At 66.6% G+C, this 13816-nt stretch carries 14 protein-coding genes and 1 pseudogene; 7 read left to right on the top strand and 8 right to left on the bottom strand.

What is annotated here, in order from left to right:
• Window positions 1-13: 13 nt before the first annotated feature.
• The gene (locus tag L5876_RS01625) at window positions 14-1909 is read left to right on the top strand and encodes a DUF885 family protein (RefSeq protein WP_236954348.1); all 1896 of its coding nucleotides are present in this window, start codon (window positions 14-16) and stop codon (window positions 1907-1909) included.
• A 95-nt stretch (window positions 1910-2004) separates the two neighbouring features.
• Here the strand turns inward: L5876_RS01625 and L5876_RS01620 are convergent, their stop codons facing one another.
• The 3 genes from L5876_RS01620 to flgB are packed head-to-tail and all read right to left on the bottom strand — an operon-like array spanning window position 2005 to window position 3192.
• Window positions 2005-2319 carry a flagellar hook-basal body complex protein FliE gene (locus L5876_RS01620; RefSeq protein WP_236954347.1) on the bottom strand — a complete coding sequence of 105 codons (315 nt, stop codon included), beginning with the start codon at window positions 2317-2319 and terminating at the stop codon, window positions 2005-2007.
• Between the two features lie 11 nt (window positions 2320-2330).
• On the bottom strand, window positions 2331-2744 hold the full coding sequence (gene flgC, locus L5876_RS01615; RefSeq protein ID WP_236954346.1) for a flagellar basal body rod protein FlgC: 414 nt from the start codon (window positions 2742-2744) through the stop codon (window positions 2331-2333).
• 13 nt (window positions 2745-2757) lie between these two features.
• A complete protein-coding gene (gene flgB / locus L5876_RS01610) occupies window positions 2758-3192 on the bottom strand; it encodes a flagellar basal body rod protein FlgB (protein ID WP_272906791.1) in 435 nt (144 codons plus the stop codon).
• Window positions 3193-3311: 119 nt separating this feature from the next.
• Between flgB and L5876_RS01605 the strand changes: the two genes are divergently transcribed.
• Together L5876_RS01605 and fliP are read left to right on the top strand one after the other, a co-directional pair.
• The gene (locus tag L5876_RS01605; protein ID WP_236954344.1) at window positions 3312-3620 is read left to right on the top strand and encodes a flagellar biosynthetic protein FliO; all 309 of its coding nucleotides are present in this window, start codon (window positions 3312-3314) and stop codon (window positions 3618-3620) included.
• Window positions 3617-4399, top strand: a complete 783-nt coding sequence (gene fliP / locus L5876_RS01600) for a flagellar type III secretion system pore protein FliP (RefSeq protein ID WP_236954343.1) — start codon at window positions 3617-3619, stop codon at window positions 4397-4399. Before L5876_RS01605 ends, fliP begins: the two co-directional genes overlap by 4 nt.
• Window positions 4400-4610: 211 nt before the next feature.
• Here the strand turns inward: fliP and L5876_RS01595 are convergent, their stop codons facing one another.
• Genes L5876_RS01595 through fliL form a run of 5 tightly spaced genes read right to left on the bottom strand, consistent with a single transcriptional unit; the run spans window position 4611 to window position 10840 of the window.
• Window positions 4611-8024 carry a hypothetical protein gene (locus L5876_RS01595; RefSeq protein ID WP_236954342.1) on the bottom strand — a complete coding sequence of 1138 codons (3414 nt, stop codon included), beginning with the start codon at window positions 8022-8024 and terminating at the stop codon, window positions 4611-4613.
• Window positions 8008-8712, bottom strand: coding sequence for a MotE family protein (locus tag L5876_RS01590; RefSeq protein WP_236954341.1), 705 nt, complete (start codon window positions 8710-8712; stop codon window positions 8008-8010). Before L5876_RS01590 ends, L5876_RS01595 begins: the two co-directional genes overlap by 17 nt.
• 2 nt (window positions 8713-8714) lie before the next feature.
• Window positions 8715-9107 carry a DUF6468 domain-containing protein gene (locus L5876_RS01585; RefSeq protein WP_236954340.1) on the bottom strand — a complete coding sequence of 131 codons (393 nt, stop codon included), beginning with the start codon at window positions 9105-9107 and terminating at the stop codon, window positions 8715-8717.
• Window positions 9104-10240 (bottom strand): flagellar motor switch protein FliM, encoded by a 1137-nt coding sequence (gene fliM / locus L5876_RS01580; protein WP_236954339.1) that lies wholly within the window; start codon window positions 10238-10240, stop codon window positions 9104-9106. Before fliM ends, L5876_RS01585 begins: the two co-directional genes overlap by 4 nt.
• Window positions 10241-10243: 3 nt before the next feature.
• Window positions 10244-10840, bottom strand: a complete 597-nt coding sequence (gene fliL / locus L5876_RS01575) for a flagellar basal body-associated protein FliL (protein WP_236954338.1) — start codon at window positions 10838-10840, stop codon at window positions 10244-10246.
• Window positions 10841-11123: 283 nt separating this feature from the next.
• Between fliL and flgF the strand changes: the two genes are divergently transcribed.
• The 4 genes and pseudogenes from flgF to L5876_RS01555 form a co-directional block, all read left to right on the top strand.
• Complete coding sequence (gene flgF / locus L5876_RS01570; protein WP_236954337.1) at window positions 11124-11843, top strand: flagellar basal-body rod protein FlgF; 720 nt, start codon at window positions 11124-11126, stop codon at window positions 11841-11843.
• 19 nt (window positions 11844-11862) lie between these two features.
• Window positions 11863-12648, top strand: coding sequence for a flagellar basal-body rod protein FlgG (gene flgG / locus L5876_RS01565; RefSeq protein WP_236954336.1), 786 nt, complete (start codon window positions 11863-11865; stop codon window positions 12646-12648).
• An 11-nt stretch (window positions 12649-12659) separates the two neighbouring features.
• Window positions 12660-13583, top strand: coding sequence for a flagellar basal body P-ring formation chaperone FlgA (flgA, locus tag L5876_RS01560; RefSeq protein WP_236954335.1), 924 nt, complete (start codon window positions 12660-12662; stop codon window positions 13581-13583).
• Window positions 13584-13599: 16 nt separating this feature from the next.
• Window positions 13600-13816 (top strand): annotated as a pseudogene (locus tag L5876_RS01555) (hypothetical protein); the annotation flags it as partial.

Here is a 13816-nt window from a genome sequence, read left to right as displayed (position 1 = left end):
AAAGGAAACAGACATGAGCATCAAGAGATTCCGCCTCGCTCTGATGAGCGCGGCGACGACGATCGCGCTCGCCGCCTGTTCCGGCGAGACCGAAGACGACGCCGTCGACACTCCCGCGAACAACAATGCGGCGGTGACGACGTCGGACACTGACACGCCGGCGGCGAACGACAATCCCGACGCTGCGCAGCAGATCAATACCTGGTTCGAGGACACGTTCGAGGCCGGCGTCGCCCGGTCGCCGATGACGCAGACCTTCCTCGGCCGGAAGACGAATTACGGGGAGTGGAATGACGCTTCGCCCGAATTCGCCGAGGAGAGCTATCGCCTGTCGCAGGCCGATCTCGCCTACATGCGCGACACGTTCGATCCGGAAACGCTGCCGGAGTCGGAGCAGCTGTCCTACGAGCTGTTCGAGTATGACGGCGAGCGCGAGGCCGAAGGCTGGCAGTGGCGCGACCACGGCTACACCTTCACACCGCGGTCCGGCCCGCACATGGGCGTGCCGTCCTTCCTGATCAACAATCACCGGGTCGACACGGTCGAGGATGCCGAGGCCTATATCTCGCGCATCCGCAATGCCGCCGAGTATCTCGACCAGAATGCCGCCAATGCGCAGCGCTCCTACGAGATGGGGGTGACGACGCCGCGCTGGACCTATCTGCCGATGATCGAGACCTCGCGCAACGTGATTTCCGGCGCGCCGTTCGATGACGGGGAAGACAGTCCGATCCTAGCCGACTTCCGGTCGAAGGTGGACGCGCTCGACATCTCCCAGGAGGAGAAGAACCGGCTCGTCTCCGAGGCGGAAACTGCCCTCACCGAGAGCCTCGCCCCGGCCTATGAACGGCTGATCGCGATGTTCGGGGAGCAGGAGACCGCGGCCCGCGAGACCGACGGTGTCTGGGACGTGCCCGGTGGCAGCGAATATTACGCCTACATGCTGCGCGGCTACACGACGACCGACATGACCGCGGAGGAGATCCACGATCTTGGTCTCGCCGAAGTGGAGCGCATCCACGGCGAGATGGAAGCGATCATGGAGGAAGTCGGGTTCGAGGGTTCGCTGCAGGACTTCTTCGAATTCATGCGGACCGACAGCCAGTTCTACTACGAGAACACGGACGAGGGCCGTGAACGCTACCTGTCGGAAGCCACGGCGCTGATCGACACGATGCGCGAGGCCCTGCCGCAGATGTTCAACACCTTCCCGGAGGCCGAGCTGGTCGTGCGGCGGGTGGAGGAATTCCGGGAAGCCTCGGCGGGCAAGGCCTTCTACCAGCGCCCGGCCCCGAACGGGTCACGCCCCGGCGTCTACTACGCCAATTTGCGCGACATGGCCGACATGCCGACCTACCAGATGGAAGCGCTCGCCTATCACGAGGGCATTCCGGGCCACCACATGCAGCTCGCCATCATGCAGGAACTGGAGGGCGTTCCGTCCTTCCGGCGGTTCGGCGGCTACACCGCCTACACCGAAGGCTGGGGGCTCTATTCGGAGTATTTCCCGGTCGAATTCGGCTTCTATGAGGATCCGTATTCCGATTTCGGCCGGCTGGCGATGGAGCTGTGGCGGGCCTGCCGCCTCGTGGTCGACACCGGCCTGCATCATCACCGCTGGAGCCGTCAGGAAGCGGTCGACTATCTCGCCGAGAACACGCCGAATCCGCAGGGCGACATCGTCAACGCGATCGACCGCTACATCGTCTATCCGGGTCAGGCGACGGCCTACATGATCGGCCGTAACGAGATCCTGCGCCTGCGTGAAATGGCGCGTGAGGAACTCGGCGACGATTTCGACATCCGGGAATATCACGACGTCGTTCTGCGCCAGGGCGCCCTGCCGCTCTCGGTTCTGGAAAGACGGGTCGAAAACTGGATCGAGGCCGAACAGGCCGGCGCGGAGTAATCCCCGCTTCCGGGCAAAGAAATCCCCGCCGGAGCGATCCGGCGGGGGTTTTCATGTCGATGATGACGAAGATGCGTTCAGAAGACCGGGATGATCTAGATCGGCATCTTCAGGATGTCGTTATAGGCGCGGATCACTTCGTCGCGGACAGCCATGACGGTCTGCAGCTGAACTTCGGCCGCGGAGACCGCGGTGACAACGTCGATCAGCTCGGTCTGGCCCATCGCCGCGCCGGCGGTCAGCTGTTCGGCCTGGGCGAGGGAATTGCCCGTATTCTGGACCGCGCTCGACACCATGGCGGAGAAATCCGATGCGCCGGCTTCGTCACCGGCCTGCGGCCCTTCGGCCGCGCGGGACATGTTCTGCGCGGCGGCGGCGTAGGCGCGAAGGGCGGAAAGATCGGCGGCCATCTATACCCTCCCTAGCGGCGCAGCAGTTCGAGCGCGCGCTGCATCATCGCACGGCTCGATTCCACCATGTTGAGATTGGCTTCATAGCTGCGCTGGGCCTCGCGCATGTCCATCAGCTCGATCAGCGTCTGGACGTTCGGATAGCGGACATATCCCTCGTCATTGGCGGCGGGGTGGCCCGGCTCGTAGCGCAGGTTGAACTCGCTCTGGTCGGCGCTGACCCGGTTCATGCGGACCAGTTCGAGACCGGTCTGGCGGTCGAGCTCGGATTCGAAGACCGGGATCTGGCGGCGATAGGGATCCCCGCCCGGCTCGCGCGCCGTGGATGACGCGTTGGCCAGGTTTTCCGCGATGATCCGCATACGCGCGGACTGGGCACGCAGGCCCGCCGCGGCGATGGTCAGGGCGTCTGAAGGTTCGCTCATCGTCTATCCTCCGTCAGCGCGCCACGGGCCGCGCGGCCATGCGGATCAGGCCCAGGCTCTTTTCGTAGAGCCCCAAAGCGGTCTCGTAGCGAATGCGGTTGTCCTGGGCGCGGACCATCTGCTCCTCCAGGGAGACGGCATTGCCGTTCACCGTGGTTTCGCTGTCCGGCGCCGAAACGGCGCGATAGGTGCGGTTGCCGGCATCCCCGCCCGACGGCGTGATGTGGCCCGGCCGGTTCGCCGCCATAGCCACAGACGTCGCGGCCGAGACCGACCCGCGCAACTCGTTCTGGAGCGCCCGGTGGAACTGGGCCTCCTCGATGTCGCGCGGCACGAAATTCGGCGTGTTCGCGTTGGCGATGTTGTCGGCCAGCACGCTCTGTCTTTGCGAATGAAATCCGAGGGATTCCCGCAAGAGCGTGAGAACCGGGGCGTCTCCGGGACGCATGGCGCACCTGTTGGTTTTTTATCGTTGGGAATGAAGCTGCGCCGCGCCGTTTAACGCGGCGTTAACGGCAAGCATTGGCAATGGCGTTAACCAAGCTTTCCGAGTCGTAAAGACGCGCCATGGATGTCGTTGACTTCGCCCAGTATTTCGCTGCCCTCGCCGTGGTTCTCGGCCTGTTGGGGCTGTTCGCCCTCGCCGGGACGCAGGGCTGGTTCACCCGGCTGATGAACAGCCTCGCCACCAAGGGGCTGGAACGCACGAAACGCGTGCGGAGACTGCGGGTTACGGAATCGCTCGTGCTCGACCCCAGGCGGCGCGTGGTGATCGTGATGATTGATGATGAAGAGCAGGTCCTGCTCCTGGGTGCCGGGACGGAAATCGTGCTCGACCGGCGGCCGGCCAAATCCGCGACGGAGACCGCGTCATGAAGCGTTTTCCGGCCATCTTCGCGATCTTCGCCGTCATCTTCGTGATCTTCGGATCATCTGCGGAAGCCGCCGCGCCCACGACGGGACCCGGATTCTCACTCGATCTCGGTGATGGCGGGACGCTGACCGAGCGCGTCCTGCAACTCACCGCACTCCTGACGATCCTGTCGCTCGCCCCGTCGATCGTGATCATGACGACGAGCTTCGTGCGGATCGTGGTGGTGCTGTCGCTGCTGCGAACCGCGGTCGGCCTGCAACAGAGTCCGCCGAACGTGGTCCTGACCAGCCTCGCCCTCTTCCTGACCGCCTTCATCATGGCGCCGGTCTTCACCGAGGCCTACGAGGAAGGCATCCAGCCGCTGATCAACCAGGAAATCGAGATGGACGAGGCCTTCGACCGGGCGTCCTCGCCGGTGAAGGACTTCATGATGGCGCATGTCCGGGAGGACGATCTCGGCCTGTTCATTTCCTTCCTGCCGCCGGAAGACCGCCCGGCCACGGCGGAGGACACACCCTTCCGGGTCATCGCCCCGGCCTTCATGATTTCGGAACTGAGACGCGCCTTCGAGATCGGCTTCCTGCTCTTCATCCCCTTCCTGATCATCGACCTGGTCGTGGCCTCGATCCTGATGTCGATGGGCATGATGATGCTGCCGCCGATCGTGATCTCGCTGCCCTTCAAACTGATCTTCTTCGTCCTGGTGGACGGCTGGCGGCTGGTCGCGGGGTCGCTGGTGGAGAGTTTCGGCACGATCGGGAGCGGCGCGCCACCGGGGTAAGTGGCTTTGCGCTGTCCCGGCCTTGTGCCGGGACCTGTCTACCGTCAACTAGACCCTGCTTCTTCGCCCTCCCCCTTGAGGGGAGGGCCGGGAGGCTGAGCGATAGCCAGCCGACCGGGGTGGGGGTGTCTTGTTTGCGCGTTCACCCCACCCCGCTCCCGACCTTCTAACGAAGGCCGCTCGCGTCCCTCCCCTTCAAGGGGAGGGAGCGCTAGCTCTCCCCGCCCCCGCTTTCGAACCGCGTCTGGTAGCGCTGCATGAAGGCGTCGAGCGTGTCGATGTCGGCGATGCGGCGGGCGAGATCGCCAACGCGGGCGTCGCCGGTCACGGTCAGTTCGCTGGTCAGCACATCGAAGGAGGTTGCCTGCGCTGTTGCGCGCATCAGCGCGCCATAGCGCTGGTCGAGACGGCGGATGGAATCGCGGTCCCCAGCGAGGTTGAAGGCGATGGCAGTGCGCAGCACATCGGCCTGCTCGCTCTCGCCGAGCGGCGTGTCGTCCTGCCAGCGGGTGCCGAGCGCGCTTTCGAGGCGGCGGCCGGCATCGGGCCAGTCGCGGCGGTCCCAGGCGACATCGGCGCGCAGGCGGCGCGCGGTCGGGCTTTCATCCCCGGCGACGAGTTCGAGGGCATGTTCGAAGCGGCCCAGTTCGGCGTGAGCGCGGGCCTCGAGCATGCGGCGCTCCGCCACGAGGTCTTCAGGCAAACCGGCGACGCGGGTGTTGCGCAGCGTGCGCAGCGCATCCGCCGGGCGGTGATCGGTCAGGTAGATGACGGTCAGATCGGTTGCGACCTGTGCCCTCGCCTGGGGTTCGCGCAGGCGGTTCTCGACCTGGTATTCGAGCAAGTCAGCGGCCTGACCCAGAAGGTCGAAGGCGACGAGCCGGTCAACCAGGCGGCGAACCATGCGGTCCCCGTCCGAGCCGATCGGGGTCAGGAAACGGTATTCGTAGAACAGGGCGACCGCCTCGATCGGGTCGAGGCTGTCGGCCTCGCCCTCGAGGAAGAGCGCCCGGAAGACGCGTGCCATGTCCTGACCGATCCGGCGGCTGGCGCGGCTGTCGGGGAAGCGCGCCTGCGCCGTGCGCATGGTTTCGAGACCCTGCGCATAGGCGCCTTCACGGATATAGATCTGGCCGAGCAGACGGATCGTGTCGAGTTCGAGCGCATCGCCGCGCCATCGCAGGCGCAGGCTTTCGAGTGCGTCGACGCCCTCCTGCGCCGTCATGTCGCCATTGGCGAGTTCAAGGCGGTAAAGTTCCAACAGGGAGGCGGCTTCGACGCCGGGGAAACCGGAGCGGCTCAGCGCACGGAAGCGTTCGATCGCGCGCTCTTCCTCGCCGCTTTCCGCATCGACGCGCGCGGCAATCCATTCCGCCTCGGCGAGATCGCGCGGACCCGGCTCGTCGCGCGACAATTCGCGCAGATAGGCCGAGGCAGCGGCAAAGTCGTTGTTCTCGAGCGCGACACGCGCGCGGGCCACGCGGAAACGCGCGCGCCATTCGGGCGTATAGCCGTAGATCGACTCACTGCCGGTATCGAAGCGGCGGCTTGCCTCTTCCCACTCTTCCTGATCGGCCGCGATCATGGCGCGCCACGGCGCGGCATCCGGGTCGCTCATCAGGACGGGAATGGCGAAGGCGGTATGGGCGTCCTCGATCCGGCCCATCATGTAGCTGGCGACACCGGCCAGGGCGTGGATGTGCGGATCATCGGCCAGTTGCGGCCGGATCAGCAGCGCGGCATCGAGTGCGCCCAGAGCCTCCGGTGCCAGCCCGTTGGCGAGATAAAAGCGCGCGAGCTCGACGCGGGCATCGGCATCTTCGGGCGCAGCCGCATTCTGCCGCCTTGTCAGGTCGCGCCAGTAATTGCCACTGCCCTGCCAGGCGTCGAAATCCATGAAGGCGGGCGATTGGCGGGTCGCCGCCGACATCGCCAGGGTGGTCACGGGGCGCTGCTGCCCGCTGGCCGCGTCGGGCCGGGCGATGCGCACGCCATTCTCACCAATTTCGGCGAGCAGGTCGTCGGCATAGGTCTCGACCGCCGCGCCCTGCGTGGATGCCAGAAGCGAGCCGCCGGGAAACACACGCGGGGCGAGAACACCCTCGATGGGGGCCAGCGCCGTGACGACGGCAATGCGGTCGCCGACCACAGGGTCGGCGACCCAATGAACGGCGGTCGGATGATCGAGGCGCAGCACCACGCCGGACGGCGCGCCGGGCGCGGTCTGGCGATCGACTTCGACCGGGGTCGGCGGCGTCTCGATGCGTTCGGAGAATGCCAGCGTCCAGTAAGTCCCGTCGAAGCGGACCTCGGCACTGGTCGAGGTCGGAGCGACCATGCGCACGGCGGTATAGCCGTCGCCATCGACGAGCTCGAACCCGACGATGTGACCGCGCGCGCCCTGCGCCACCTCGCCCATGTCGAGCGAGGCGTCGGCGTCAAACACGGCCCAGATCGCCTCACCGCGGCGGAAGACCGACAGGCCGACCGGGGCGGCCCATTCGAACCGGGCGAGCAGATCGCCATTGGCTTCGGTTGCCGCGACGTGGACCACACCGCCCGGCGGCACCGGATCGGCGCGTGGCGCTTCGTGTTCGACCGCGAGATGTTCCGGGACCTCGCGCTCGGTTTCGGGCGGCAGTTCAGGATCTTCGCGATACTCGACCGTCGTGACGTTTTCAGGCGCGGCCTGTTCGGGCGCGGATTGTTCGGGCTGCGGGGCGTGATTGCCCGCATCGGCATGTTGTTCCGGTTCGGCGTCGCCTTCCGGGTCACCAAGACTGCCGGAGACTTCGCCCATGCCGGCGAGTGCATTGAGAAGATCGGTGGCTTCTGTCCGGTCCGGATCAAGCAGGTCAATAACGACACGCCCGCCTTCATTGAAGGCGCGGGCCGAGACACCGTCATCGACCAGCAGTTCGAGCGTGTGATCGGTATCGCCGCGGGCCCCGGAAATCGTCTGCAGGAGGCGCGGCGGCGAGGCGCGCAGCTCGGCGAGATCCATCTCGCCAGGCGCTTCGAAATGCAGCGTGATCGTGTTGCCGTCCTGATCGAGCGAATAGCCGATCTCTTCCGGCCACAGGAATTCGATCCGCGTATTGCTGGCGGCGGTGCCGAACCGCAGATCGACCGGAAGGGCCGGCGGCGGTGGCGGCGGGGGCGCTGCCGCTGCTGCGGCGGCGGCGTCGATCTGCGCCTGCTCGTAAGGGGAGATGATGCGCGGCGGTGGAGATCCCCCCGGCGGCACGAGATCGATCGCGACCATGTTCCAGCTGCGCGTCACGCGCGCTTCCTGCGCACCGCGCATGGCGAGACGCAGGGCCGAGCCATCGGGATCGAGGCGCACCATGGCGACCCGGTCGCCCAGCGCTTCGGCCAGGGTCGCCGTGCTGCCTTCAACGGGTTCGGAGAAACGGGCGATCAACACGGTCCCGCCGGCAGCGGATTCGATTTCGGCGGTCGGGGCTTCACCGCCAAAGGCTTCGGGATAGGTGATCAGGATGCGCGCCGCGCCGCCGATAGTGTCGACGCGGAATTCCACCGGTTCGGCGGCCAGCACCGATCCGGCAAAGGTCAGCGCGGCCAGCGCGCCGACGAGGGCCGTTGTGTCAGCCCTCCTCGCCAAGGCGGTTCTCCAGCTCTGCGACCGTGTCCGGCACGTCATTGCGCGCGGCGATCCGCATGGTCAGTTGCGCGGCCTGCGGCACCGGCATCTCACCCAGAATGGCCGAGAAGTTCCGGGCCGGCATGCGCGCGGCAATCTGGACCTGCGTATCGGGGGCGAGCGCGGCGATGCGCTCTGCCGCGTCGGCGGGGTCCATGCCGCGATAGAAGGCGACGATGCGCTCCATCTCGGCCTCTTCGGCCTCGGACAGGGACCCGATCAGGGATTCGATCTCGTCGCGCAGTTCGCGGAGTTCTGCGATCCGGCCGTCGACGCGTTGTTCGGCGGCTTCAAGCAGTGCCTCGCGGGTATCGAGCTCGTCGGCGCGCGCATCCTGCAAGCGGCGGCGCTCCGACAGGGCGCGCAGCACTTCCAGTTCGCTCGGCGATGCGCCGACGCGCTCGGCGAAGACGTCATTCGAGACGGCAGGGCAGTTGGCGTCCGCGCCTTGTCCTTCATCCGCCAGGTTCGGGAGATAGGGCTCGGCCGTGTTCCCGGGATGCCCAGCTTCCTGGGTCTGCGCGGGGTCATCCGCCGCCCACGCTGCCCAGGCGTCGGGCAGACCCATGGCCACGTCCATCGCCTTCATGACGAACAGGCCGCCGGCAAGGATGCCGGCCGTGGCGAGGAGACGGACGGGAGCAGCCATGATCAGCGCACATCCTTGAGATCAGAAAACACGTTGGGGCGGCCGCCCTGCGGGAAGACGTCGGCAATCGGCTTGCGCGCCGGGCGCGTGCCGGCGATCGATTCCGAACGGCGGTCGGCACCGGAGGTCAGCAGCCGCAGCTCGTCGGCCACCTTGCGGGCTTCGCGCACCGTCTGCTCGAGTCCCTCGCCGCTTTCGTGCGTCGCGCGATTGAGCGCCGCGAGGCTGGCGCGGGCACGGTCGGTCGCCTCATCGAGCGCCACGACGGCCTGACGCACGCCGTCCTGACCGTTACGCAGCGCGTTCAGCTTGCGGTCGACGCGCCACATCATGATGGCGGCGGCGAGCAGGAGGAGAGCGACAATGCCTTCGAAGGCCAGGGCAGCTAGGGTCATGTGAGCTTCAACATCGCTTTGCGGGCAGTGGGAGTGAGCGGCGCATCGAGACGCACCGCGACGGAATGGCCGAGACGCCCCATGCGCCCCCTTGTGAGCGGAACCGAGCCGCAGCGCAGCTTGACGGTGCTCTCCGGCGTGGCGTCGAGCATGATCGTGTCGCCGACCTTCAGCTCCATCACCTTGCCGAGCGGCATGAGCTGTTCGTCGAGCACGGCCTTCACGTCCATCTGCGTGGACCAGAGCTCGGTGGCGAGGTGGCTTTCCCAGATATTGTCGCGCCCGAATTTCTCGCCCATGAACTGCTGCAGCAGCATCTTACGGATCGGTTCGAGCGTGGCGTAGGGCAGGAGCAATTCCACCCGGCCGCCGCGATCTTCCATGTCGATGCGCAGCTTCACCAGGATGGCGGCATTGGCGGGCCGGGCGATCGCGGCGAAGCGCGGATTGGTCTCGATCCGCTCGAGCGAGAAATCGACCTCGGTGAGCGGCTCGAACGCCTGCTTCGCATCACCGAGGATGACCTCGATCATGCGCTGGACCAGCGTACGCTCGATCGTCGTGTAGGGGCGGCCCTCGATCCGCATGGCGGAGGTGCCGCGACGGCCGCCGAGCAGCACGTCCACGATCGAGTAGATGAGGTTGGAATCAACCGTCAGCAGGCCGTAATTGTCGAGCTGCTTGGCGCGGAAGACCGACAGGATGGCCGGCAGCGGGATCGAGTTCAGATAGTCGCCGAATCGGATCGACGAGATGTTGTCGAGGCTGACCTCGACATTGTCGGATGTGAAATTGCGCAGGCTGGTCGTCATAAGCCGCACGAGGCGGTCGAAGACGATCTCCAGCATCGGCAGGCGTTCGTAGGACACCAGCGCCGAATTGATGATGGCGCGGATGCCGGAGCGGTCGCTGCCGTCGTCGTCGGACACCGAGAAGCCGAGGAGCGAGTCGATCTCGTCCTGATTGAGGATGCGCTCATGCGCGCCGCCGCTGTGATTGCCGCCCTCCTCGCCGACCATGGATTCCCATTCGGCGGAGAGCTCGTCATCTCCGTCGGCACCCTCGGCGGGGGCCTCGGTCGCCGCCATGTCTTCGTCTTCGGCGGGAGCCTGGGTTTCTGCTGTGTCGGCCATGGACTACGCGATCACAAACTGGGTGATGAGAACGGCGCGCACCTGCCCCTCGCCCATGACGAGGTTCACGCGGCGCAGGAGTTCGAGGCGGAGACGCTCGGCGCCGGCACTGCCGGCGAGGTCTTCCGGGCGCAGCTCGCGCAGGAAGCCCTGAAACTGATCGAGGATGCGCGGCAGATTCTCGTCGAGATCGTGCGCCAAGTCCTCGTCGGGGATCTCCAGCGAGAAGGTGATCTGGACGTGCGCGAAGCCGCCCGATCCGTTCTGGATGGTGATCTGCATCTGCGGGATTTCATAGAAATAGGCGTGCTCGGCCGCGCCGCCGCCACTGCCGTGACCGCCACCGCCGCCATGACCGTCGGCAACCTCGCCATGCTCACCGGCCTCGGCGACCTGGGTCTCGTCGCCGCCGCCCCCGCCCAGCAGAAGCATCGCCGCGACACCGCCCAGCGCCAGGATGAGCACCGGCAGACCGATGAACAGGGCGAGCTTCATGATGCCGCCCTTCTTCTTCGGCTGCTCGCCGTCCGCGCCCTCTTCGGATTCGGCTCCGGATTCGGGGGCCTCGGTCTCCGGCTTTTGCTTGTCTTTCTTGGCCATTTCACGCTCCGCACACGGCGTTCGCCTTGTCCAAGGATTAACGTCCGCTCCGGTTAACGAGGGGTTTGCAAAGCCCCCTTCCCGGCAGGTTTTGCCCAGTTGCCGGGGCGAAGCTGCCGGGGCGGCAGGGGCTGCCGCGGCAACGAACTCTTCAAGGCATTGAAAACACTGGATGTTATCTATGGCACGGTCGCTGCAATGCGTTGTGCGAGCTCCGCGTCAGACGGGGCCGGAACAAACCGAACGTCAAAGAACGGACGGACGCGCCATGGAAAACGCCTTCATGATCGGGCTCTCCCGTCAGCTGACCCTGCGTCGGCAGATGGATGTGCTCGCCAACAACATCGCCAACGCCAATACGCCCGGATTCCAGGCCGAGATGCTGCTGCTCGAGGCCAACCCGGCCAGCCGTGCGCGCTCGGACGACGGCCCGCAGCGCCTTCAGTATGTCGAGGACTGGGGCGTCGGCCGCGACTTCCGGCCCGGCGAGATGGAATTCACCGGCCGGCCGCTGGATACCGCGATCGAGGGCGACGGCTTCTTCGCCGTCGAGACCGAAAACGGCGATCTGCGCTACACCCGAGACGGCCGCTTTCAGACCAATGCCGAGGGGCTGCTGGTGTCCACGTCAGGCGCACCGGTGCTCGATGATGGCGGCGCGCCCATCCTGATCGACATTGCACAGGGCCCGGTCGAGATCCGGTCCACCGGCGCGATCATCCAGAATGGCAACGAGATTGCCCGGCTGGGAATGTACAGCTTCGAGGATCGCGGCGCGCTGCAGAAGCTCGGCAACGGGCTCTACGCCGCGCCCGACGGGATGCAGGCCGACCTGTCGCTGGCCACCGTCCGGCAGGGCTATTTCGAACAGTCGAACACCCAGCCCGTCGTCGAACTCACACGCATGATCGAGACGATGCGCGCCTATGAATCCGTGTCCAAAGTCCTGTCCCAGGGCGAGGAACTGAGCCGCCGGGCGATCGAACGCCTCGGCCGCGTCTAGAGAACGAGGAGCAAACGCCATGCGATCGCTCACCACCGCCGCCACGGGCATGATGGCCCAGCAGATGAATGTGGAAGTCATCTCCCACAACATCGCGAACATGAACACGACCGGGTTCAAGCGCCAGCGCGCCGAATTCCAGGACCTGCTCTACCAGAATGTCGACCGGATGGGCGCCAGCTCGTCGGACGCCGGCACGATCGTACCCACCGGGGTGCAGGTCGGTCTCGGCGTGCAGGCGGCCTCGACCTACCGCATCACCGAGCAGGGCAATCTGATCCAGACCGGCAACCGCTACGACATGGCCGTCTCGGGGCGCGGATACTTCCGCATCCAGCTGCCGTCCGGCGAGGACGCCTATACCCGCGCGGGCAATTTCGCGGTCAGCCCGGACGGCCAGATCGTCACCACCGACGGCTATACGGTCGCGCCGGGGATCGCCATCCCGCAGGGCGCGCGCGATGTCGCGATCAACCAGCAGGGCCAGGTGCAGGCGATCCTCGACGGCGATCCGACCCCGCAGGTCGTGGGCCAGATCGAACTGGTGAATTTCTTCAATGAGGCCGGTCTCGAAGCGGTCGGCGACAATCTCTTCCTCGAAACCGCGGCCTCCGGTGCGGCGACCAGCGGCACGCCGGGCTCGCCGGGCTTCGGCCTGATCCGCCAGGGCTTCGTGGAAACCTCGAACGTCAATTCGGTGTCGGAGATCACCGCCCTCATCCAGGCGCAGCGCGCCTACGAGATGAATGCCCGCGTGATCACGGCGTCGGACGAGATGCTCGCCGCTTCGTCGAACCTGCGCTGAGGAGGCTGATCATGCGCTTCAAAGCCGCCCTTCTCGCCGCCACGCTGTTCGCCGCCCCCGCCCTGGCCGACGAGCCGGTCATCCTGCGCGATGCGATCACGGTCGATGGCGACATGGTCACGCTCGGCGATCTGTTCGGGATCGAGGGCGACGCCGCCGACACGCCAATCACCCGTGCGCCGCAGCCGGGCCAGCGCGGCTCGATCGATCCGGGCTATGTGCAGGAGATGGCTGCGCGCCACGGCTACGAATGGGCCAATGCCAGCCATGTGCGCCGCATTGCGGTGACGCGGGAAAGCCGCGTGATCGGGATGGACCTCGTCACGGAGCTGGTCGCGGCGGAGCTCTATGCCCGCACCGGCGACGAATACGAGGTGCAGTTCTCCGGCACGCAGAGCTTTCACGCCCCGGCCGGCGCGACCGGTCTGCCGGACATCGCGAACCTGCAGCACAACACGTCGAGCGGGCTCTTCACCGCCGAGATCGTCACCCATGAAGGCGGCCGGCCGGTGCGCGTCACAGGCCGGGCCTATGCCACGGCGCTGGTGCCGGTCCTGACGCGGCACATTTCCGCCGGCGAGGTGATCGAGCCGGCCGACATCGACTGGCTCCCCGTCCGCGCCGACCGCATCCGCGCCGACGCGGTGATGGATGCCGGGGCCATGGAGAACATGGCGGCGCGGCGCGCCCTCAGACCCGGCGAGCCGGTCCGCGGCTATGATTTGCAGGCGCCGGTCGTGGTCGAACGCGGCGAGATCGTCGCGCTGGTCTTCACCGTGCCGGGCATGACGCTGACCGCGCGGGCCCGGGCGCTGGAAAACGCCGGGGCAGACGAGATCGCCCGCTTCGTGAACCTGCAATCGAACCGCACCGTGGAAGCCATGGTCGAGGGTCCGGGCCGCGCCCGGGTCGTCTCCGGCGGCACCGCATCCTGATCCGGGGGGAACACCGATGAAAGCCACACGCCTCTTCGCCATTCTCCTGATGGGCACCAGCCTGACCGCCTGCGCCACGGCGCAGCGCCTGTCGGAAGTCGGCGATACGCCCGATCTCAGCCCGATCAACAACCCGGCCCTGTTCGCGGGCGGCGCCCCGGCTTATGGCCAGCCGCAATACCAGGTCCCGCCGGCCTATTATCAGCAGCAACAGCCCGCCTATCAGCCGCCTC

Origin of the sequence: Hyphobacterium sp. SN044, assembly GCF_021864465.1 — a bacterium.
In the GTDB taxonomy this organism is placed as follows: Bacteria; Pseudomonadota; Alphaproteobacteria; order Caulobacterales; family Maricaulaceae; genus Hyphobacterium.
Note: the sequence above shows the minus strand (reverse complement) of the source record. Positions and strands in the feature narration are given on the sequence as shown.

What these genes read in the sequence shown, in the direction of transcription:
- L5876_RS01625 (WP_236954348.1), top strand. Translation starts at nt 14, where the DNA reads ATGAGCATCAAGAGATTCCGCCTCGCTCTGATGAGCGCGGCGACGACG.
- L5876_RS01620 (WP_236954347.1), bottom strand. Translation starts at nt 2,319, where the DNA reads ATGGCCGCCGATCTTTCCGCCCTTCGCGCCTACGCCGCCGCCGCGCAG.
- flgC (WP_236954346.1), bottom strand. Translation starts at nt 2,744, where the DNA reads ATGAGCGAACCTTCAGACGCCCTGACCATCGCCGCGGCGGGCCTGCGT.
- flgB (WP_272906791.1), bottom strand. Translation starts at nt 3,192, where the DNA reads ATGCGTCCCGGAGACGCCCCGGTTCTCACGCTCTTGCGGGAATCCCTC.
- L5876_RS01605 (WP_236954344.1), top strand. Translation starts at nt 3,312, where the DNA reads ATGGATGTCGTTGACTTCGCCCAGTATTTCGCTGCCCTCGCCGTGGTT.
- fliP (WP_236954343.1), top strand. Translation starts at nt 3,617, where the DNA reads ATGAAGCGTTTTCCGGCCATCTTCGCGATCTTCGCCGTCATCTTCGTG.
- L5876_RS01590 (WP_236954341.1), bottom strand. Translation starts at nt 8,712, where the DNA reads ATGGCTGCTCCCGTCCGTCTCCTCGCCACGGCCGGCATCCTTGCCGGC.
- L5876_RS01585 (WP_236954340.1), bottom strand. Translation starts at nt 9,107, where the DNA reads ATGACCCTAGCTGCCCTGGCCTTCGAAGGCATTGTCGCTCTCCTCCTG.
- fliM (WP_236954339.1), bottom strand. Translation starts at nt 10,240, where the DNA reads ATGGCCGACACAGCAGAAACCCAGGCTCCCGCCGAAGACGAAGACATG.
- fliL (WP_236954338.1), bottom strand. Translation starts at nt 10,840, where the DNA reads ATGGCCAAGAAAGACAAGCAAAAGCCGGAGACCGAGGCCCCCGAATCC.
- flgF (WP_236954337.1), top strand. Translation starts at nt 11,124, where the DNA reads ATGATCGGGCTCTCCCGTCAGCTGACCCTGCGTCGGCAGATGGATGTG.
- flgG (WP_236954336.1), top strand. Translation starts at nt 11,863, where the DNA reads ATGCGATCGCTCACCACCGCCGCCACGGGCATGATGGCCCAGCAGATG.
- flgA (WP_236954335.1), top strand. Translation starts at nt 12,660, where the DNA reads ATGCGCTTCAAAGCCGCCCTTCTCGCCGCCACGCTGTTCGCCGCCCCC.